Annotated in this window: 20 protein-coding genes; 1 reads left to right on the top strand and 19 read right to left on the bottom strand. The window is 41.6% G+C overall.

The window, feature by feature from the left end; genetic code table 11:
* Window position 1 precedes the first annotated feature (1 nt).
* From ACYVIL_RS11150 to ACYVIL_RS11070, 17 genes are all read right to left on the bottom strand, one after another.
* A complete protein-coding gene (locus ACYVIL_RS11150) occupies window positions 2–727 on the bottom strand; it encodes an SDR family NAD(P)-dependent oxidoreductase (RefSeq protein WP_460312484.1) in 726 nt (241 codons plus the stop codon).
* Window positions 720–965, bottom strand: a complete 246-nt coding sequence (locus ACYVIL_RS11145; RefSeq protein WP_460312483.1) for an acyl carrier protein — start codon at window positions 963–965, stop codon at window positions 720–722. The genes ACYVIL_RS11150 and ACYVIL_RS11145 overlap by 8 nt, the downstream gene beginning before the upstream one ends.
* A 14-nt stretch (window positions 966–979) precedes the next feature.
* Window positions 980–1,549, bottom strand: coding sequence for a GNAT family N-acetyltransferase (locus tag ACYVIL_RS11140; protein ID WP_460312482.1), 570 nt, complete (start codon window positions 1,547–1,549; stop codon window positions 980–982).
* A gap of 4 nt (window positions 1,550–1,553) precedes the next feature.
* Window positions 1,554–2,615, bottom strand: a complete 1,062-nt coding sequence (gene pseG / locus ACYVIL_RS11135) for a UDP-2,4-diacetamido-2,4,6-trideoxy-beta-L-altropyranose hydrolase (RefSeq protein ID WP_460312481.1) — start codon at window positions 2,613–2,615, stop codon at window positions 1,554–1,556.
* Window positions 2,616–2,645: 30 nt separating this feature from the next.
* Window positions 2,646–3,698: a pseudaminic acid synthase gene (gene pseI, locus ACYVIL_RS11130; RefSeq protein WP_460312480.1), complete on the bottom strand. Its 1,053-nt coding sequence runs from the start codon at window positions 3,696–3,698 to the stop codon at window positions 2,646–2,648.
* Window positions 3,691–4,650: a glycosyltransferase family 9 protein gene (locus tag ACYVIL_RS11125; RefSeq protein ID WP_460312479.1), complete on the bottom strand. Its 960-nt coding sequence runs from the start codon at window positions 4,648–4,650 to the stop codon at window positions 3,691–3,693. Before ACYVIL_RS11125 ends, pseI begins: the two co-directional genes overlap by 8 nt.
* Window position 4,651: 1 nt before the next feature.
* On the bottom strand, window positions 4,652–5,344 hold the full coding sequence (gene pseF, locus ACYVIL_RS11120) for a pseudaminic acid cytidylyltransferase (RefSeq protein ID WP_303470253.1): 693 nt from the start codon (window positions 5,342–5,344) through the stop codon (window positions 4,652–4,654).
* Window positions 5,341–6,504 (bottom strand): UDP-4-amino-4,6-dideoxy-N-acetyl-beta-L-altrosamine transaminase, encoded by a 1,164-nt coding sequence (gene pseC / locus ACYVIL_RS11115; protein WP_303470255.1) that lies wholly within the window; start codon window positions 6,502–6,504, stop codon window positions 5,341–5,343. The genes pseF and pseC overlap by 4 nt, the downstream gene beginning before the upstream one ends.
* 9 nt (window positions 6,505–6,513) lie before the next feature.
* Entirely contained in the window at window positions 6,514–7,515 is a 1,002-nt protein-coding gene (gene pseB, locus ACYVIL_RS11110; RefSeq protein ID WP_303470256.1) for a UDP-N-acetylglucosamine 4,6-dehydratase (inverting), read from the bottom strand.
* A gap of 337 nt (window positions 7,516–7,852) precedes the next feature.
* Complete coding sequence (locus ACYVIL_RS11105; RefSeq protein WP_303470259.1) at window positions 7,853–8,161, bottom strand: hypothetical protein; 309 nt, start codon at window positions 8,159–8,161, stop codon at window positions 7,853–7,855.
* Window positions 8,158–8,589 (bottom strand): flagellar export chaperone FliS, encoded by a 432-nt coding sequence (fliS, locus tag ACYVIL_RS11100; protein WP_303470261.1) that lies wholly within the window; start codon window positions 8,587–8,589, stop codon window positions 8,158–8,160. Before fliS ends, ACYVIL_RS11105 begins: the two co-directional genes overlap by 4 nt.
* 12 nt (window positions 8,590–8,601) lie before the next feature.
* Entirely contained in the window at window positions 8,602–10,062 is a 1,461-nt protein-coding gene (gene fliD / locus ACYVIL_RS11095; RefSeq protein ID WP_460312478.1) for a flagellar filament capping protein FliD, read from the bottom strand.
* 20 nt (window positions 10,063–10,082) lie between these two features.
* Window positions 10,083–10,517: a flagellar protein FlaG gene (locus tag ACYVIL_RS11090; protein WP_303470268.1), complete on the bottom strand. Its 435-nt coding sequence runs from the start codon at window positions 10,515–10,517 to the stop codon at window positions 10,083–10,085.
* Between the two features lie 89 nt (window positions 10,518–10,606).
* Entirely contained in the window at window positions 10,607–11,431 is an 825-nt protein-coding gene (locus ACYVIL_RS11085; protein ID WP_303470271.1) for a flagellin N-terminal helical domain-containing protein, read from the bottom strand.
* 892 nt (window positions 11,432–12,323) lie between these two features.
* Window positions 12,324–13,151, bottom strand: a complete 828-nt coding sequence (locus tag ACYVIL_RS11080) for a flagellin N-terminal helical domain-containing protein (protein WP_303470272.1) — start codon at window positions 13,149–13,151, stop codon at window positions 12,324–12,326.
* 494 nt (window positions 13,152–13,645) lie between these two features.
* A complete protein-coding gene (locus ACYVIL_RS11075; protein ID WP_303470273.1) occupies window positions 13,646–14,488 on the bottom strand; it encodes a flagellin N-terminal helical domain-containing protein in 843 nt (280 codons plus the stop codon).
* Between the two features lie 365 nt (window positions 14,489–14,853).
* The gene (locus tag ACYVIL_RS11070) at window positions 14,854–15,678 is read right to left on the bottom strand and encodes a flagellin N-terminal helical domain-containing protein (protein WP_303470275.1); all 825 of its coding nucleotides are present in this window, start codon (window positions 15,676–15,678) and stop codon (window positions 14,854–14,856) included.
* A gap of 260 nt (window positions 15,679–15,938) precedes the next feature.
* Here ACYVIL_RS11070 and ACYVIL_RS11065 point away from each other — a divergent pair, with 260 nt between their 5' ends.
* On the top strand, window positions 15,939–16,865 hold the full coding sequence (locus ACYVIL_RS11065) for a hypothetical protein (protein ID WP_460312477.1): 927 nt from the start codon (window positions 15,939–15,941) through the stop codon (window positions 16,863–16,865).
* 9 nt (window positions 16,866–16,874) lie between these two features.
* On the opposite strand, the gene flgL is transcribed toward ACYVIL_RS11065, so the two are convergent.
* Both flgL and ACYVIL_RS11055 read right to left on the bottom strand, forming a co-directional pair.
* On the bottom strand, window positions 16,875–18,101 hold the full coding sequence (gene flgL / locus ACYVIL_RS11060; RefSeq protein ID WP_303470279.1) for a flagellar hook-associated protein FlgL: 1,227 nt from the start codon (window positions 18,099–18,101) through the stop codon (window positions 16,875–16,877).
* An 8-nt stretch (window positions 18,102–18,109) separates the two neighbouring features.
* Window positions 18,110–20,206 (bottom strand): FlgK family flagellar hook-associated protein, encoded by a 2,097-nt coding sequence (locus ACYVIL_RS11055; protein ID WP_460312476.1) that lies wholly within the window; start codon window positions 20,204–20,206, stop codon window positions 18,110–18,112.
* Window positions 20,207–20,227 lie beyond the last annotated feature (21 nt).

Raw genomic sequence — 20,227 nt, 5'->3', positions numbered from 1 at the left:
TTTAGAGGCTCAACCCACCATCGATACCGATAATCTGACCGGTAATAAATGATGCGTTATCGGATAACAAGAACGCGATGAGTTTAGCGACATCTTCAGGAGTCCCTGCCCGTTGCAACGATGTAGCATCAATCAAGGTTTGGCGTTTTTGCCCTTCATAGGAGGCTGTCATGGGGGTATCTATAAAGCCTGGGGCTACACCGTTCACACGGATCCCCAAAGAACCCAACTCTTTTGACAATGATTTAGTTAAACCCGACAACGCAGATTTACTCATGGCGTAGGCTGCTTGCCCTGCACTGCCGTTTTCACCGACGATGGAACAAAGATTGACGATGCTACCGCTGCGATTTTTGGTCATCAGTCGCATAGCTAATTGACTGTGAGTAAACGCAGAAACACTATTTACCGCAAATTGCGTTTGCAGATCAGTAGAACGAGTCAGCATAAACCCAGAATCCAGCATAACGCCAGCACAATTTACTAAGCCATGCAATTGTCCCGACTCTTTCATTATGCTTGCAAACCCTTGCTTCACACTGCTTTCATCAGTGACATCATAGGTAAGCACCTTAGTGTTAACTAACTGACTCGACAACTCTTGTAGCTGATCTTTATTACGCCCAGCCAGATACACAAATGCGCCTTGTTTAGCGCATTCAATTGCTGTTGCCCGACCGATTCCACCGCTAGCCCCGGTAATTAGCAGTGTTTTTTGCTTAAGCATCAAACTCGATTTCATATTTAGCTAATATTTCTTTTGCCTTGGCCACTGAACTCATGTCTATTATATCGTCGGTATCTAACATTACGTTAAATTGGTTTTCCAACTCCGCAATTAAAATCATGTGGGCAGTGGAATCCCATTCTGGAATACTGTTGTAAGCTAAATCATCACTTACCTTTTCCAGCGGTATGGCTAAACTGTCGGAAAAGGCTTGTTTTATTCGTTCTTGGTTATTCATTAAAGTTTCCTTTATTACTCTCTATGCTTCCTAGGAGTGCGAGAAAGTAAGGCTTTCAGTGCTTTGCTATCCCGTTGATAATCATCGAAATTCAAACTAATTTCAATTAAATCACCTGGTTTGACTATTTGATAACCTAATTTTAGATTGTAATTAAGTGCAGCCTGATTATTTGACTTTACTTTAGCGACTAATTTTTGGCAGTTTAAGGATTCAAAACAGTAATCGTTAATTAATAATGTAGGAGAAAAGGCGATTATGTTATTTCGGTATTTTGCTTCACCAATATACAAACCAGGCTCGATGATCTTTGCTTGGGAAAGAGGCTTACCCAATTCTCTCGATTGAATATTAACACTACCAATATCCTGATCTTTATACGAAATCATAAAATGTTGTTGGCTAGGATCACGACTCACTTTGCGAAACCAAGCAGATTGCTGCTCTTCAGTAATTTCTGTTTGAGAAACCATAAACTGGCGAATTTCTGTGTCATTTCGCCACTGTCGTAGAAGCGGAAGATCTTTTTCCTGCACTTCTCTTAGACTGACTTGATAACCTGTTAGTATCTGATTCTGTTCCATAATTTTACTTTTTGTTGGCAATACATAAAGTTTGTATTTGCTCAATCACCCGCTGAGCACCTCGGCTATCTCTGCTGGCTAAAGCTCTACTTTGCATATTTAACAACGCGGCCTCATTAGACCATAGGGAAACAACACGCTGTACAACCTTTGCGACGCGTTGTTGTGTTTCATTGTGTCCTACAATAGCGCTAAAATCTTCCGTAATACACCAACCTTGGAGTACTGCAGCCTTAGTTGCTTCAAGTTGATTATCTGCCACAGTTAATAAACAACTGGGTGTGGCAGTAGCATGTAACTCAAATTGACTGCCACCAGCGGCAGAGATGGCCAACCGCGTTTGTAAAAACCATTTTGCTATCTGCTGGCAGTCATGAAGATGTTCTACCTTTAGCTTAGTATGATTAAGGTGGTTTTTTAGTTGTGTGAGAAAAGGATAAGCGGCCCCACTGATTATCAATAGTTTTCCGGAAAACCCCATCCGTTCCAAACTCACAAATAAGGGTATGATTAAATTTGCCGGGTCACTGCCCCCCATTACTATGGTTAGGTACTCACGCTGTTCTATTGGCTTGCTTTGTAAATCACAAAACTCCTGACGCAACACACGGAAAGAATCCCCTAAACAAAGTTGCGTATCCGGTTGGTTCAATGCATAACCCAATTGATTTGCACTTGACGCACCGTTGATAATAAGGTCAGCGTACAGGTTTCCAGCATTATTCATATCATCGAAACACACTACAGGATAATTTAGCGAAGCAAGTTGCTGACGATATTCTGCAGAAAAATGATACCCATCAATCACGATGACATCGATGTTATGATTGATGCAACAATCACTTATCTTTTCTATTTCCTGGATATCTGTTTTAAACTCAGGCATCACATGCACTTGTCCAATCCAATCCTGACGGTTTTGACTGAGTTTAGCGCCTTCCGAATTAAGTAAAAAAACAGCTGAAAATTGGTTTTTAGAAGCAGCTTGAGCCAAAGCCAAACAGCGCATTAAATGGCCTAAACCTGAGGTAACACCCGCATTTACTCTGAATAAAATATGCTGCATAGAATCGTTAATGGGCTGTGGTTTTAGTGGTCATTCAAATAAATCCCATGTTAAAGCCGTACCAGGCGGAAGTGTTTTTTTGGCTTTTTTACCTAGCACAGAATCCCAATGTTTTGGTTCAAGGCCGCTAGCGGGACGCACTATACGTAAGTTTTGACGGGTCAGGGTTTGTCCTGCTTGTATATCGGAACTTACAAAAATAGAACGGCGGTAATGCTTTGACTTTTCCTCAGCAACACTTCCACCATAGGTCACACTTCCCATGGCTTCAAACCCACGTTCACTCTCTTCTACAAGGGATTTTAATTCGCTGGGCTCCAAAGAAAATGCTGCATCCACGCCACCCGCGTTGCGATCTAGAACAAAGTGTTTTTCAATCACAGTCGCACCTAAGGCCACTGCAGCAACGGAAACCCCGATACCAGCAGTATGATCAGATAACCCCACTTGCGTATTAAATGCAGCTTGTAAGTGAGGGATGGTCAATAAATTCGTATTGCTCGGCTCCGCAGGATAAGTACTGGTGCACTTTAGGAGAATAATATCGTCACAACCCGCTGTTTTAGCACAATCTACAGCTTGTTCGATTTCAGCTAAGGTTGCCATACCCGTTGACATAATTAATGGCTTGCCTGTGGCAGCGGCTTTGCGGATCAAAGGAATGTCAGTGAGCTCAAAAGAGGCTATTTTATAACAAGGAACATCTAAGGTTTCTAAAAAATCCACCGCATCTTCATCAAAAGGTGAACTAAATGCCAGCATGCCGAGTTCGTTAGCGCGTGCAAATAAACAACTGTGCCACTCGTAGGGTGTAGATGCCTTTGCGTATAGACCATGTAATGCCTCACCATGCCATAAGCTGTCTTTTTCTTGGATAACAAAATCAGCTGAATCAACATTGAGGGTCATACTATCGGCAGTATAAGTTTGTAATTTGATGGCATGGGCACCAGCTTTTGCCGCAGCTTCTACCATCGCCATGGCCAGTTCGAAATTCTGGCTATGGTTTCCGCTTAGCTCAGCAATAATAAAAGGCCGATGAGATGGGCCAATTAAACGCCCACCAATGGCGATATCACGCATTCTGTTGCGCCTCAAATATGGAGGTTATGCTTTGTGCAAGATCTTTTGGCTGAGGAAATTCATCGCTCTGGTCGGTGGCATAATCAGGCATCAAAATTCGCGGGTCCAACTGCCCGGGAATTAACAATGTAGGGGTTTCTACACAAGCGGCTAAAGAGAACATCGCATTCGGCAGACAGACCAAAAGATCACTGGATTTTAATCCTTGTAAACGCAGGCCTAAGCTTTCTTGCTCATTGTCTTGAATGACCAAATAGCCGTTATTCTGCAGTATTGTTTTTAGCTCGTGGAAATAGGGATATGGATGCTGCACATCATTAAGTGCCAAATAGATAATACGTTGGTTTGCGTCTAAGTACTTTTGTGCCGGCTTAATATCAATATGCCAATCCAATGGCATGCTATTAAATCCACAACAGCGGGTTAGATAAAATTCGGGATAGCCGCCGTCAGGCAGATTATCACTTATCCACCATTGACTATGCCAACGGCTCATCCCCATAAATGAACTTTGCATATACTCAGCTGCATTGTTTACATACTCAGGCTGTAAACTTTGATTTTGTATCTGTTCAATTAACTGTTGCAGCGGCACACTTAAATAATTGCCCTGCACTGGCTCACCGGCATCTTTTAGAAAGCGGGCAAGTACACAGGGCATAAATGCTGTATCGAGGTTAATTATTTGTTCGAAGCCAATTTCAATGATGGTTTCTGCCAAACCAAGAAATGCCTCCAATGACTGCAAAATGTTATCCGGCCAATAATGATTGGGCAAAGTTAAGAGCTTTGCACTGGGGGTAGCTAACTTCAGCACTTCGGCCCCTAAACCATGGGTCAGACAATAAATCTCAGTGTTCGGGTTTTGCTGTTGCAACTGACGAACAGTCGGCACAGCTATGCTAGCAACATCCCCCATTTCCAACATACGGATAACCAAAATTTTACTCATATTAGATTCCTTTGATATAGGCTTGATACATTAACTCTGCTCGCTGCCAATCTTCTGGTGTATCAATATCTTGGACCAAATGACGAGGGAGAATTACGGGCACACTGTGTTGAGAAAAAATGCCTTTTTTAGAAAGATAATCATCAGTTCTGCCCCAATAGAACTGACCTGCATCGTGGTAGGCCTCTTCTAAATCCTGAGAGCGTTTAAAAATATCTTGTTTAAACATTGGCTCAACATTGCCTTGTTTAACGCTGATTGCCCGTTGAATCGGAAAAGCAAAACTGGTGACAGAAAAAGAAAAGGATTTACTTTCATCTTGCTGCAACAAGGCTAACCCTTTTTGCAAATACTCAGCTTGTAAAAAAGGAGCTGTTGCATAAATACAGCAACAGAACTCAGGTTTTTCAAATTTATCGATGCAATATTCAATACCATGATTGGTCACAGGCCGCGTGCCTATCACATCGTTAGATAAGTTTTCTGGCCGTAAAAAAGGCACTTCAGCACCATATTTACGCGCAATATCTGCCACTTCTTGGGAGTCCGTTGAGACCCAAATTTTATCAAACAAGTTCGATTCTTGTGCGGCTTGTATTGAATAGGCAATCAGGGGTTTGCCCGCAAAATTACGAATATTTTTTGCTGGTATACGTTTACTTCCACCGCGGGCGGGAATGATAGCTAAATTCAAGCTAATACCTCATTTAATGCTTGTACTACTCTGTCTTGTTCATCGGCAGTCATACTGGGAAATAAAGGTAAAGTTAACGCATTTTGATAATAATTTTCTGCATTAGGGAAATCCCCTCGGGAAAACCCCAACTTTTGAAAGTAGGGTTGCAGATGAATCGGAATATAATGCACATTGACACCAATACCTCGCTCAACCAAAGCGGCATAAATAGCGTCTCTTTTATGCTCATTAAGCTCGATAATGTAAACATGCCAAGCACTTTTATCGGCATTGTTCATGGTCGGTAAAGTCAATGGTAAGTGTTTCAACATTTGGTTATAACGTTGCGCCAACATCTGACGTTTATTAATAAAGCCATCTAATTTTTTGAGTTGAGACAAGCCCAAGGCAGCATGAAGATCACTTAGACGATAATTATATCCCAGCGCTACCTGTTGATAGTACCAAGGCCCTTCAGAAGGTCCTTCCATCTGCTCTAAATCTCGGGTAACACCATGTTTGGCGAACAATTTGCTGCGTTCGAATAAGGTTTCATCGTTGGTCAACACAGCCCCTCCTTCGGCGCTTGTAATCGACTTCACAGGGTGAAAACTCAACACGGCTAAATCGGCGTATTCACAGCTCCCTATTTTGTTCTGTTGATAACTACCTCCCAGTCCGTGGGCCGCATCTTCGATAATACCCACCTTGTACTTGCGGCATAACTTAGCAATTTCTTGCATCTGACAACTGGCACCGGAAAAATGCACAACAACAATGGCTTTGGGTAATAAATTCGCGCTTTCAGCGTTTGCTAGCTTGCGTTCAAGGGCTTCTACACTAATATTTCGGGTTTCTGTATCGATATCTATAAAATCAATGGTTGCGCCGCAATATAAAGCACTGTTTGCGCTGGCCACAAATGAAATAGGTGAGGTCCAAACGCGATCGCCGTTAGCAACTCCCAATGCTAAACACGCCACATGTAAACCAGAAGTGGCACTGTTTACAGCAGTGGCATAGTTTGCGCCTGTATAGGTGGCTAAGGCCTTTTCGAATTTGGGAACGATGCTCCCTTGAGTAAGAAAGCGATTTTGCAGGACATCAACCACGGCAGCAACATCTTCATCATCAACGAAATGCTTTCCGTAGGGAATATTATCAACTGATTTGCTCACAATTGCGCCTTAATCTAACGTTAATTTATCTAAGGCTTCGAGTTCTTTAACCGTTAAAAAGTGGGGATTTGTACCAGAATGATATTCGAATTTATCTTCCACAGCTCGCCCTTTTTCACCCAATTTATTTAGGCGATAATCAACGGTTTTATCAAAAAACTTAATGGCTGGCGTAATCACATAATGATCATCAAACTCTAACGAATGGTGGGCCATTTCTTCTGGCACCATGACTTCGTGTAGTTTTTCTCCAGGGCGAATTCCGATAGTGTCGTAATCTCGACTGCCACTCATGGCTTCAACCAAATCTAGTATGCGAATTGACGGGATCTTAGGCACAAATATTTCGCCACCTTGCATCCGTTGGAAGTTAGTAATAACAAACTGAACGCCTTCGTCTAAAGTGATCCAGAAGCGGGTCATTTCCTCATGGGTGACAGGTAATTTGGTTTTGCCCTCGGCTAATAAATTCCGGTAAAAAGGGACAACTGAGCCCCTAGAGCCCACAACATTGCCGTAGCGAACCACTGCAAACCTTGGGCCCGACGCGCCAGAAATATTATTTGCAGCGACAAAAAGTTTGTCAGAAGCTAACTTAGTTGCACCATATAAATTGACTGGGTTTGCTGCTTTATCTGTTGATAATGCAATTACCCGTCGAACATCGGTTTCAATGGCCGCATCAATTACATTTTGCGCACCATTAATATTCGTTTTAATACATTCATTGGGATTATATTCAGCTGCAGGGACCTGTTTTAAAGCTGCTGCGTGAATCACATAATCAACATCTTTCATCGCTGATTTAAGACGATGTTTATCTCTTACATCACCAATAAAATAGCGCATACAAGGGGCATCAAACTGTTGCTGCATTTCGTATTGCTTTAATTCATCGCGGGAATAAATGATAATTTTTTTAGGTTTTTCATTCTTTAACAAATGCGAAACGAAACGTTTGCCAAACGACCCTGTTCCACCGGTAATCAATACGCTTTTATTTTCAAACATTTATCTTGTCTACCTGACACTGTTGTAACGCGAAGAAAGTTAACTGCGTTTTCGCTGCAATTGTATGTTGGCTTAAGTGCATTCGCAATTTGTTTTAAAATTATAGACTTATATTAGCCTAATGGAATGAAAGCCACTCACCCACTGTCAAATTTTTGAAACAGCAACTCTGTATGAAATGGATAAGCAATTATTATTCCTTCTATTATTTAGCAGAATTTTCCACAGCTAACAAACTATTCGCTAACATAGAAACGTAAAATAAAGTAAAGGACAGGGTTTTGATATAGAACGAGTTGCCAAACGCCTGCGAAGTGAAGTTTTGCCAAGAACGGGATTATTTGTATTTATTGACGCTTTTTTTGCCGCGGATTAAACCGCTCAATTGTTTCAACGATTCTTTAAGCTGTGTGTCTATGACCTTTGTCAGCGATTTATTAGTTTCTAACTCGCTCTCACTAAACAGTTTTTCAGCGGTTTGGTCTAGGGACTTTAGGTGATCAACCACAACTTCATCCCGTGTTTCGATAAGTTGCTTAAGCAATTTGTCATCTAACTCTGCAGCCGCCAACACAGTTTCGATTTGTGTATTAATAGCTTTCAAGTTTTCTGGCGTATATTGGTGGCTCAGAGTTAGTTTAATCACACGACCGCTGTTCGTTTTTGTCGTTGCGCTTCATAGGCTTCTTGTTTTGCATCTTCAGGGATACTCGCCCACGCATTCTTAATAGGTAACATCAGGTTAATCACTTCATCCATGATGTTCAAGTCATTCTGAATATTGGCATCTGTGATACGCTGAATCATATAATCATATAAATTAAATAAGTTCTGACTCACTTCACTACCAATATCTAAATCTAGGGTGTCTCTAAGGTTCATCAAAATCGCTGAAACACGAGATAAGTGATCCGACTTACCTTCGAAATCTCTGCGCTCTATGCAACCTTTTCCATAGGCCATGCGATCTAACGCGCCTTGCATCAACATGAGTGTGATTTTATGGGGATCTGCAGAAGCTACATCCTGCTTTAAGTTGCCTTTTTTATAAGCATTGATGCCTTTTAATGCCATCGTTTTTACTCCTTATACTTGACCCAGAGAAGCCATTAGCGCATTACCTGTCTGATTTAGTTTTGTTACCGTTTGATCAAGGTTTAAATATTTATCACGCAATATTTCTTCAAAACTTAACATGCGAAGTTCGAATTGTTCTCTTTCTTCAGACAACTGATCTTTTTCATCTTTTGCTGATTGCTCCCTTGTCGCCAATAACCCACTGAAGGTTGTATACTCTTTTGTATATTCATACATGCGAGCAGCGATACCTTCATCTTCATCAGTAAACAAAGCCGCTATCTCGTCAAAGTTATCTTCTAATGCTTCGGCAAGGCGATCCTCTCCACTGCCTAAACCAAATTCATCATATGAAGAGATTTCTAGTTTGCCCTCAGAGTTAAGTTCAACACCAATTGCAAACAGTCCCCCTAGCGCAGAAGAGCTTACATTTGAGCCAACAATACTGCTTAACCCTGAGGTAATACTCCTGGCCATAAAATCACCAGCTAACGCTCCATCATCTTCTAACTCAGAAGTACCATATTTGGTAAGTGTATCAATCTCACTTGCCAAGGCATTAAAGTTATCGACAAAGTCTCTAATTTTTTTATCTAAACCTTCGGTATCATAGCCAATTTGTAACGTAGAGGTTTGAAATTCCCCCAGAGCATCTTTCGTTGAGACAGTTGATGCCTCAAAGGAAACGCTTGAAATCGTATTTTCGAATTCGTTGGTGCTAGATTCAACCGCAATACCGTCTATGGTAGCTTGTGCATTTTGGGCACTCAGAACAGGATCTAAATAAGACGCCGTTTCTGTTGAATCTGTGGTTGCTACTCGGTTTAGGTCAGCCAAGTCATTATTATTTACAATGACTAAATCGTTACCATCACCTGTAGTAGTGGAAGTTAAAACAAGCTTAGCACCACCATCAGCTGTACCCGTATCGATGATACTTGCATTCACACCAAAATTATCTTCTGAACTGTTTATTTTATTAGCAAGTTGCTGCAGTGTCTGACCGGCAGAAACGTTAATATCAAAACTATCGCCAGTACTATCAATTTTAAACGTTAGACTGCCGCTTCCAGAGGATAAAACCGTATCAGTTGAATCGCTAAAACCGCCATCTACAGCATTCTCTGTTTCAAAGCGGCTGCCGCTAGCTAATTGGGTAACAGCAATTTGATATTCGCCTTTTACAGCACTATTGGCAGCTTCCGCAGTAAAAGGTTCGACGCTTTCATCGGGATTCGTGATAGAAGGTTCGCGACCTTGCAGATTGATATCACTGCGCAATTCATCAACGGTGTCGAGAAAGTCACTCATTTTAGACTTCAACTGGCCGATAGCAGAAATTTCAGAATCCAGTGACTCTTCTTTTTCGTCCAAACGAGCCTGTTTTGGCTCTCTTTCGGCGGCAATTAATTGCGTGACTAAATCATCTAACGCCAACCCCGAGCCTACACCTAATGATTGGATTGTCATGACGAACCTCTTTAAATAAATTAAGCTTGTTTGTTAAACAATACCCCCACTGCGCTACCTACGTCAGATTGGAGATCTTTGATTCTCTCAGACAAAGCGAGTACTTCTTCAGTGGGGATTTGTCTTATCACTTCCCCAGACTCCGAGTCTGTCACTTTAACCACTTGTCGTTCGCTCTTCTCATCAACAGAAAACGATAGTTGACGATTAGAAGTCTGCAGAAAATCACTTATTTCGCTAACCGCACTTTCAATGTTTACAGAACTTTCTGTGCTTTCATTGTTTGATACAGTTTTATCGGCCTGTCTCTGATTTTCTTGACCATTTTGCCCAGAATCGGCACCTTGCTTTTTTTCATTTCTGAGCTGATTTTGTTCAGATACGTTTACAGAAACCGACGGTGTTATGTCTTGCTGTGCAAAATTCTGGCCATACTGTGAAAAATTAACATCCATCTTTCACCTCCACTTCAAAGCAATTTGCCACTAACCATACAAGTATAGTGGCATTATCGTTGATAGACTAACCTAAAAAGCTAATCAAATTATCCTAGCAAAGACAACGCCGATTGAGGTCGCTGATTTGCTTGACTAAGCACAGATAAAGATGCCTGTTGAACAATTTGATTTCGGGTTAGCTCGGCAGTTTCAGTAGCAAAGTCGGTGTCACGAATACGTGAACGAGCACCAGCAATGTTTTCTGAAATGTTACTCAGGTTACGAATAGTGGATTGGAAACGGTTTTGCAACGCACCCAAATCAGCTCTTACTGCACCCACAGTCGATATTGCATTGTCAATTGACGTCAATGCGCCAGATGCACCTGCGATAGTGGCAACTGACAATGACCCAATGTTCAAACCTGAAGAACCGTATCCACCAGAGCGCGACAAGTTTACTGAAATAGTCTGTCCGCCATTTGCGCCAACTAGAAACGCAGCTGAAAATGTCCCTTTAAGAATATCTACGCCGGCGAACTGTGAGTCAGTCGAGATACGTGAAATTTCAGTTTTCAGCGCTGAAACCTCTTTTTGTAACGCGAGTCTATCAGCAGAAGTATTGATACCATTTTGCGATTGCACCGCTAAGGTACGAATACGTTGCAAAGATGATGTTACTTCGCCCAAAGCGCCTTCAGCCGTTTGTGCTAATGAAATGGCATCGTTAGCGTTACGTACTGCTTGGTTTAGACCTTGAACTTGAGTCGTAAGACGATCTGAGATTTGCAGACCAGCCGCATCATCTGCTGCTCGGTTAATACGAAAGCCAGATGACAATCTTTCAAATGATGTGCTAAGTGACTGTCCTGAATTAAACAACTGACGCTGCGCATTCAAAGACGACACATTGGTGTTTACATATAAACCCATATTTACCTCCTGAGAACTACCTATTAACTGATAAGGTAATTCGCCTCAATTTTGACTTCCAAGAAATACATCTTGAAAGCCACCTCTCTTTGATTGAGAATCGGCACCTCTACCAACCCTCAACATAAAATTCTTTAAAAAGAATTCCCCTCAACTAATGTTATCGACCACTACTTGAAGATCTTTAGTTTTTTTATCTATTTTTTATCAAACCTAACATGTTGATAAATAAAGATTTTTAAAAATACTCTAAAAATAATAAAAATTTAGTTAAAGAAAATAGGCTTAAATCGAAGAAAGTTAGGTGTTTTTTGGGAATAACGAATCACAGGGCTAAGCGGGTATAAAGAAAAGGTTGAACAAATAAGCGTTCCTTGTGTCACAGACAGTTCAGATGGCGCTTAATACCTAATATTTGCTTGCGCGTAATTTTGACTTTCGAGGGGTATAGTTGAAGTTGAGCCACATCTACATGCAGATTAATTCATTGCCTTAATTTTACCCTGTAAGGAAAAATAATCCTTTGTCAGGTAACAATGTTAATTACTGGCACAGCGATTGCTAAATTAATTTCATATAAACGTGAGACAAATAACAAAAGCCATTTTTTTGGCATAAAAATAAAAAAAGGCCAGATCAAATGACCTGGCCAACTTGCTCACGTTAGGAGTACGAGCAAATACTGTTTCTGTCCGGCTGGCAGGGTTAGAGAATGAATACTGGCCTCTCAACCAAACTTCTACACTCTCAGTCCTGTTAGTCGGCTTTTTATTTAGGTGGTGCCGACACCACCGCCATCCTTGGCCAATCTAGACACATTTCCAATGTGCCTCTGGGTTGGCCTCTCAGTTCCTACCCTCAGAAATATGATCCTCTAATTTGTTTACCGCTATTATCCAAGTAATTGCAATGCAGCTTGTGGCCGCTGGTTAGCCTGGGACAAAACCGTTAAATTCGCTTGTTGTAAAATTTGTGCACGGGTAAGACTTGCCGTTTCTGTGGCAAAATCTGTATCCCGAATACGCGATCTTGCCGCTGAAACGTTCTCAGATATATTACTCAGATTACGAATTGTGGATTGAAAGCGATTTTGTATTGCACCTAAATCAGCTCTCTTAGCGTCAATTATTGAAATAGCTTGGCTTACGCGAGTTAATGCTGCTGAAGCTTGGGCCTCTGATGCCACTGAAATATTGTAACCGGCAAACAATCCTGACGTACCGAACCCCCCGGAACGGGAAATATTCACGCTGATTGTCTGACCAGCATTAGCCCCGACGAGAAATTTTGCTGAATAAATGCCATCCAACAAGTTGACGCCACCAAATTGACTATAGCTGGCGATACGACTTATTTCTGTTTTTAATGCGGAAACTTCTTTTTGTAAAGCTAGGCGATCGGCTGAATTATTAATGCCGTTTTGAGATTGGACCGCTAGCACTCTTATTCTTTGCAGTGCCACTGTTGTTTCGGCCAAAGCACCTTCGGCGGTTTGCGCCAAAGATATACCATCGTTTGCATTCCTGACTGCCATATCCAACCCTAAAATTTGTGTGGTTAGACGATTGGATATTTGTAAACCTGCCGCATCATCTTTGGCTCCATTAATACGAAAACCCGACGATAAACGCTCAAAAGCGGTACTTAAATCATTGTTGGTGGTAATCAATTGCCTCTTGGCATTAATTGACGAAATATTTGTGTTTACAAACAAAGTCATTATCCACACTCCTAAACTTTAATTAACTAACTGTTTATTAATAGTTTTACTTAAAAAATGTGTTGATAACTCAGTTAAATATAAATTTGGCACACTAAATGCTAAAATCATATTGTCAGTCATTACCATGGCTGACAGTTTTGCCAAGCAATTATGGTTGACAAAGCTGTACAAAAGTAAGAGCGAAAGCTCTTGTCGACGGGCGGAATTGATGGCCTATACCTCAATACCTCTCACTACCTCCTGGCGTCTTTTCTGCCCAGTCGACTGCCAATTAAAAAAGCCTATGGCTTGATAATGGAGTGAGAATTCGCCCGCGCTTTTATACAGCGTGAGTTATCTAGTTGTTTAAGTAAAACGTATCTTCTTCGGTCGGTTGCAGCCTGCCCCCACATTTTGCAATCCGGCCGTTTTCTTTTCTTCAATCAATCTTCAATGTTGCAGCCTGCCCCTGTTGCTTGCTCAGCATCATATTTCATGATCTTTCTCTCTTATTATTGCAACAGTTGCAAAGCAGCTTGTGGACGTTGATTAGCCTGTCCTAACACTGTGATACTGGCTTGTTGAATTATTTGCCAGCGAGTCAATTCAGCTGTTTCAGCAGCGAAGTCTGTATCGCGGATGCGAGATCTAGCCGCTGATACATTTTCTGAAATGTTACTTAAATTTCTGATGGTAGATTGAAACCGGTTTTGTATGGCACCTAAATCCGCTCTTTTAGCATCAATTATGGAAATTGCACCTAATACAGCAGTCATAGCACGAGATGCAGCGGCCTCAGAAGCAACAGAAATTAAATTTGAATCAATACTCTGCGAACCGAATAAGCCGGAAGTCCCGTACCCACCGGGTCTAGAGATATTGACACTAATTGTTTGACCTGGATTCGCACCGACCAAAAATGCAGAAGAATAAGCTCCACCAAGAATGTTGACGCCACCAAACTGTGAGGTTGCGGCAATTCGACTGATTTCTTGTTTTAAAGCATCGACTTCTTTTTGTAGTGCTAAACGATCAGCCGAGCCATTAATACCATTTTGAGATTGCACAGCAAGTACACGAATACGTTGCAATGCGGACGTGGTTTCAGCCAATGCACCTTCTGCGGTTTGCGCTAGAGAGATGCCGTCATTGGCATTTCTGACGGCCATATTAAGGCCAAGAATCTGTGTGGTAAGTCGGTTGGAAATTTGCAGGCCGGCGGCATCATCTTTCGCATTGTTTATGCGCAAACCTGAGGATAAGCGTTCAAACGCTGTACTTAAATTATTGTTCGACGTGAATAGCTGACGACTAGCATTCAACGACGACACATTTGTGTTGACGTATAAAGACATTTTTTTTCTCCTAACGATTTAAGCAATCCGCCTGACCTATTATTATTATTAGTGATCATTGCGGTGATTCTAAGTGCGCTATTATTAGTTTTATTACGTCACTTAATTAGGCGTGTACTTATTATTTTTTTAGTTTGTACATCGCTCTTGAAATCTTTATCGAACAGGATCGAAAAATTCTTTAGCCTAATTTCTAACTAAATATTAATTCCTATTATTTTCAATTACTTAGGTTGAGAAAAAAGCCGACTAAATTAGCCGGCGAAGCGCTCTTACGTTAGGAGGGAAAGAGCGCACTCTCTACGTTTTGGGCCATTAAATACAGATTCACTACCCCCTGGCTTTAATTTCCCAATCGTATTCTATTAACCTAGAAGCTGAAGCGCTGATTGTGGACGCTGATTAGCCTGAGACAAAACAGTTAAACTGGCCTGTTGGATAATCTGGTTACGTGTCAATTCAGCTGTTTCTGTCGCAAAATCTGTATCACGAATACGTGAACGAGCTCCAGCAACGTTTTCAGATATATTACTTAAGTTTCTGATAGTTGATTGGAAACGATTTTGCAGGGCACCTAAATCGGCACGTACAGCTCCAACGGTTGAAATTGCAGCAGTAATTTCTGTTAACGCTGCAGATGCCTCTGTAATACTGGCAACTGAAGTACCAGCGATACCTAGACCTGACGCTCCGAAACCACTGGTTCTAGACAAGTTCACAGAAATAGTTTGACCACCGTTTGCACCCACTAAGAATGCGGCAGAAAATGCCCCATCAAGGATGTCTACGCCGGCAAACTGTGAAGTTTGAGCAATACGTGAAATTTCAGTTTTAAGGGCGGAAACTTCTTTTTGCAGGGCTAAGCGGTCAGCAGAGGTGTTAATACCGTTCTGTGACTGTACCGCTAAAGTACGGATACGTTGAAGTGAAGTTGTTACTTCCCCTAACGCGCCTTCAGCAGTTTGTGCTAAAGAAATCGCATCATTTGCGTTTCTAACAGCTTGGTTAAGACCTTGAACCTGGGTGGTCAAACGGTCGGTGATTTGCAAACCAGCAGCATCATCCGCTGCACGGTTTATACGGAAACCAGAAGACAAACGCTCAAAAGACGTGCCTAAACGGTTAGATGAATCAAATAATTGACGTTGCGCATTTAAAGACGAAACGTTGGTGTTAACGTATAATCCCATGGGATTTCTCCTACACTCTCAGTCCAGCGTTTCGCTGGCAACCGATAAAATCGGTGGTTAAAAAACACATTCAAGAACATCAATCTTAGTCAAAACTAGATCGGTGTTACTGGCTCTCTCAGATAGGGTATCGACGGATAGAAAAATCCCTTTAACTAAATTTTGCCGTTTTTTATAAAAACGGCAAAAAATTTCCGCTTTGCAAAATGTAATTAATTGAGATTCAATAGGTTTTTAGACAAAAATAAATTTTAAAAAAGATGATTAATTGGACTAATTCGATTTGGAAAACGGCTAAACACTGCGCATTTACTGATATGTGTGTGTATGTAGACAAGCTGTTCGTTAGTTTTAGAGAAGCCACAGATCACATGAGCAAAGATGGGGATATACGCATTGTGACTTGTGACTTTAATGGTAAAAAAATAAATAGCGTCAATCTTAAAATGGCTAATTGCGATCTACGCGATCCCAAATTAACCGTAATGCCCGATGGTAAATTATTAATCAACGCCTATGCTCGTTGTTATGATAAAAATGGCAAATGGCTACATAGCCGCTCTTTATGTTGGTTTTCGCAAGATGGATTGAGTTGGTCTAGTCCACATTGGTTTGCTGAAAAAAATTGGTGGGTGTGGCGAATTCGTTGGCATGGTGAACAGGCCTATGGATTTGCTTACAAACGCGCGCAACAACAACTCGACCTATACAAAGGCAATCCATTGCGTACTTTTGAATGTTTTAAACCCGATGCACTCAGTCTAGCCACCCATGGTCTTGGTTATCCCAACGAAAGTGACTTATGTTTCAGCGACAGCGGAGAAGCTTTTGCCGTAGTGCGTAGGGATGCAGACTCTTTTAGTGCGCAATGGGGAGTGTCAAAGCCCCCCTTCACCCGGTGGCAATGGTTTGATCTAAAAATATACATAGGCGCACCGGTGATCATCCAATTCGATCCTAAAACTATTTTAATTTGCGGCAGGGCCTGGCTAAACAGACAATTTAAAACGGCACTTTGGAAAATGAATGTTGAAACTCAAAAGCTGACCCTAGTAATGGTGTTACCTTCAGGTGGAGATTGCAGCTATGCAGGTATGATCAAACGCAAAGAAGGCATATTTATTAGCTATTATTCCAGCCACATAGACAATCAAAGCCATATTTACTTAACAAAACTTGAACTGTAAATTCAAACACTAGATGTAATCAAACAAGGTAAGCCCTGTTACTCTGGAAAAAGTAGCCTGGGCAGCTTGTAAAGCCGTTTCTTGTTTACTCAATTCAGATACGGCTTCTGCATAATCCACATCTTCAATATTTGCCCGGGCTGTTTTATTGGCAATTTCAAGATCCAAATTCGATTCATAAACAGATTCTGCTACATTCATGCGTCCACCTAAAGATGAAGTTGCATTGGCTAAAGATTTTGAGCCGTTATCAATTCCAACCAATGCATCAGCAATTGCCTCATTCAGTCCTTTATCACTTAAATCACCGGCATTTAACGCCAAATAAAAATTGTTTAAGGTTTCCGCGATATTATTTTTTTCCGGCTTATCAAGTTGAAAGTCAAAAGTATCCCCTACACTTCCTTCTAGATTGAACTCAATACCTTTAAATACAAATGGTTCGCCAGAAGTAAAATTGACGGTGTCAATGATGTCCCCAGTACCAACATTTTCAATTTGAACTTGATTACCCGCAATAATAGTCCCTTGAAATTGATTATTCGCTGCGGTCACCGCGTCATAATTATTTTCATGAAATTTATCAAAAGCGGATTGTTCACTAATGACAGAAGAAAATGATGCCAGTCCACTGTCCCCAGTAACGCTGAAATTAAGTCTTGCCAGAACGTTTTCAAATACCGACTTTCCTGAGCTATTAGACTGAATATTCATCGCATCTGATACTTGGATGTGCTTAACGCCATCATCCCCAGAAAACGTGTATTTTTGATCTGCCGCTGATGGGTTGTAGGTAAATGCTTCAGTTTGAGACTGATAGCCAGCAAATATATACTCGCCATTGGAATTTTGGGTATTCATGAGACTAAATACTTCATCTCGAATTGCGCCAATCTCTATGCCGATGGCCTGCAAATCAGATTCATCGTATACGCCATTTCCAGATTGGATCATCAATTGTCTGGCTTTATCCAACGCGTTATTAATATTGCTAAGAACCACCTCTTCCTGTTGCAATGAATTAGTCAGTAAATCGTTATTACGCTTGTATTGTGTAATTTTGTCGAGATCTTCAGTGAGTCTAACCACCTGCGCGGCACCCACAGGATCATCCGAAGGTCGCAACAACTTTTTCCCTGATGAGAGTTGCTGTTGAACATCTGATAAAGTTCCCTGATTTTGCGTAATTGTATTAATACTGCGGTCATACAACTGGTTTGTGGATATTCTAGCCATAGTACAATTTACCTTGTAGCACTATAAATGGTGTCAAATAATTCGCTTGCGGTAGTTAATATTCTTGCTGCCGCCGCATAGGTTTGCTGAAAGCGGATCAAGTTTGCCGCTTCTTCATCTAAATTCACACCAGACACGGATTGAAACCAATCGCTGGACTGGGTTTGCATCGCTTGTGCAGCCTGCATCGAAATATCTGCAGACGCCGTTTTAGCACCAATATCACTGACAATATTGGCGTATGATTCGTGGAATGTGATCAAATTTCCGACATTATTATTACTTTGTTGCATGATATCCACGTCTTGTAGACCAGCCAACTTTAAACCATTGCGATTATCATCTACCCCATCGGTGTTGTAGTTAATGGTAAACTCATCGCCCGCCACAGGGGTACCTTGTAGACTAAAATCATAGCCAGGAAAATCCGTCAAAGCAGAAAATGGCCAACTACCATCACTTGCCGCTTGTTCCATTAAATTATTGTAGTCAGTCACACCAGAAATCACGACTAATGATGCACCGGATTCATCAAAAATTTCGAATTCAGATTCGCTATTGAACACGATACGTGCCGGGCTGCCGCTAACAAAACCTCCACTACCGTCAAAAGCGGATGCCTGAGGATCAGTCAAAGTGCTATCAACAAAGGTGTTAGTGACAGTCGAATCAGTTAAACGTGCATCTCCTAAATTATCCAAATTACTATCGACACGAAATGGCGAAGCTAAAGCAATATCCTCAGGTCTGGTCATAACCACTTCGATTGATTGGGCTGTGCTTTTTGTTGGTTGGAATAAATATCGATCTCCCACTGCGTAACTATCGCCATTGGGAAATTCGAGTTCCAAACCACCGATCACTTCAGTAAAGCTATCGGCCTGTGCATCCAAACCCGTATAAGATTGTGTTATGGCATTACCGTCTATATCAGTCACATAAGAGCCATCAGGGTTGACTAAGGTAACACTGATATCAACCGTATCGGGAGCCCCGGGCGTGGTGCCGGTGATCTCCACCAAATAATCAGCAGCGGTAATTTTACTGGCGCCATCTTCGGTCATTCTGCCGTTCATGGTTAACGATAAATCAGAATTTGCCGAATAATTCAAACCTTGAAACTCTGGATTAGAAAATATGTTAACGCCTAGTTGGCCATCATAATCCATCCCTAGTCTATTCTGCTGATTTACAGCGCTAGTTAAGGCCATGGAAATTTGCCCGAGCTCTCGCTGCCCTTCAGCCAAAATCTCATCACGATAACGAAATAAACCGCCCATTTGTCCACCTAAGTTTTGCTCTGGTAGTCTTAACGTTGTAGGTTTTCCGGTGCTAGCTAAAAACAAATTTCGGTAATCGGGGTCGGGATCGCCACTTAGCTGAAACAAATTAAAAGATCCATCTTCCAGCACCAATGATTCACCAGAGGTTAAGTTCACCATCAATGAACCGTCATCGTTACCGTTATCACGGGTCTCAATGGACATTATCTCGGCTAATTCTAAAATTGCGTTATCACGTTGATTTTTGAGTACGCCGGGTTCATCAAATAAGTTGTTGCCTTCGGCTATTCGAATATTCGCGTTAAGGTCGGCTATGGTTTCAATTAGCTTATTCGCGGTATCTATGGTGGACTCTAATTCTAAATTGAGCTCTTTTTCCTTGTTGTCCATAAATTGCGACAAGGTACTCACCTGGCCCACCAAGGCATTGGCTTCGCCCAATACGAGTTGTCGAGCGGCCATATTTGTAGGTTCATCAGTGGCGGTTTGCAAAGAGCTAAAAAACCGACTCATGCTACTTGAGATGCTATTTGCTTCACTGGCAAAAATGTCATCTAACACACTAGAGCGTTGAAAATACGTTTCAAATTCACTTACTTGGGTGGTGTCTCGGCGCAGTTGATTTTGCGCAAACGTATCTAAAACACGTTCAGTGGTACCGCGGCCAACCCCTCCAACTAATTGGCTTTCGAAGGTTGTGCGTTCGCGAACATAGCCTTCGGAATTAACGTTGGCAATATTATTACTGGTGGTGGCGAGCAATTGATTGCTTGCCCTAACACCGCTGGTCGCAATAGTGTATAAATCGGCAGCTCTGATCATCTTTTTAACTCCCGCGAAAAA

The organism is Aliiglaciecola aliphaticivorans (genome assembly GCF_054782055.1).
This window is presented reverse-complemented; position numbering and strand designations above follow the sequence as displayed.

Coding starts and splice junctions, on each gene's coding strand:
- ACYVIL_RS11150 (WP_460312484.1), bottom strand. CDS start 727: ATGCTTAAGCAAAAAACACTGCTAATTACCGGGGCTAGCGGTGGAATC.
- ACYVIL_RS11145 (WP_460312483.1), bottom strand. CDS start 965: ATGAATAACCAAGAACGAATAAAACAAGCCTTTTCCGACAGTTTAGCC.
- ACYVIL_RS11140 (WP_460312482.1), bottom strand. CDS start 1,549: ATGGAACAGAATCAGATACTAACAGGTTATCAAGTCAGTCTAAGAGAA.
- pseG (WP_460312481.1), bottom strand. CDS start 2,615: ATGCAGCATATTTTATTCAGAGTAAATGCGGGTGTTACCTCAGGTTTA.
- pseI (WP_460312480.1), bottom strand. CDS start 3,698: ATGCGTGATATCGCCATTGGTGGGCGTTTAATTGGCCCATCTCATCGG.
- ACYVIL_RS11125 (WP_460312479.1), bottom strand. CDS start 4,650: ATGAGTAAAATTTTGGTTATCCGTATGTTGGAAATGGGGGATGTTGCT.
- pseB (WP_303470256.1), bottom strand. CDS start 7,515: ATGTTTGAAAATAAAAGCGTATTGATTACCGGTGGAACAGGGTCGTTT.
- fliS (WP_303470261.1), bottom strand. CDS start 8,589: ATGGCATTAAAAGGCATCAATGCTTATAAAAAAGGCAACTTAAAGCAG.
- fliD (WP_460312478.1), bottom strand. CDS start 10,062: ATGACAATCCAATCATTAGGTGTAGGCTCGGGGTTGGCGTTAGATGAT.
- ACYVIL_RS11090 (WP_303470268.1), bottom strand. CDS start 10,517: ATGGATGTTAATTTTTCACAGTATGGCCAGAATTTTGCACAGCAAGAC.
- ACYVIL_RS11085 (WP_303470271.1), bottom strand. CDS start 11,431: ATGGGTTTATATGTAAACACCAATGTGTCGTCTTTGAATGCGCAGCGT.
- ACYVIL_RS11080 (WP_303470272.1), bottom strand. CDS start 13,151: ATGACTTTGTTTGTAAACACAAATATTTCGTCAATTAATGCCAAGAGG.
- ACYVIL_RS11075 (WP_303470273.1), bottom strand. CDS start 14,488: ATGTCTTTATACGTCAACACAAATGTGTCGTCGTTGAATGCTAGTCGT.
- ACYVIL_RS11070 (WP_303470275.1), bottom strand. CDS start 15,678: ATGGGATTATACGTTAACACCAACGTTTCGTCTTTAAATGCGCAACGT.
- ACYVIL_RS11065 (WP_460312477.1), top strand. CDS start 15,939: ATGATTAATTGGACTAATTCGATTTGGAAAACGGCTAAACACTGCGCA.
- flgL (WP_303470279.1), bottom strand. CDS start 18,101: ATGGCTAGAATATCCACAAACCAGTTGTATGACCGCAGTATTAATACA.
- ACYVIL_RS11055 (WP_460312476.1), bottom strand. CDS start 20,206: ATGATCAGAGCTGCCGATTTATACACTATTGCGACCAGCGGTGTTAGG.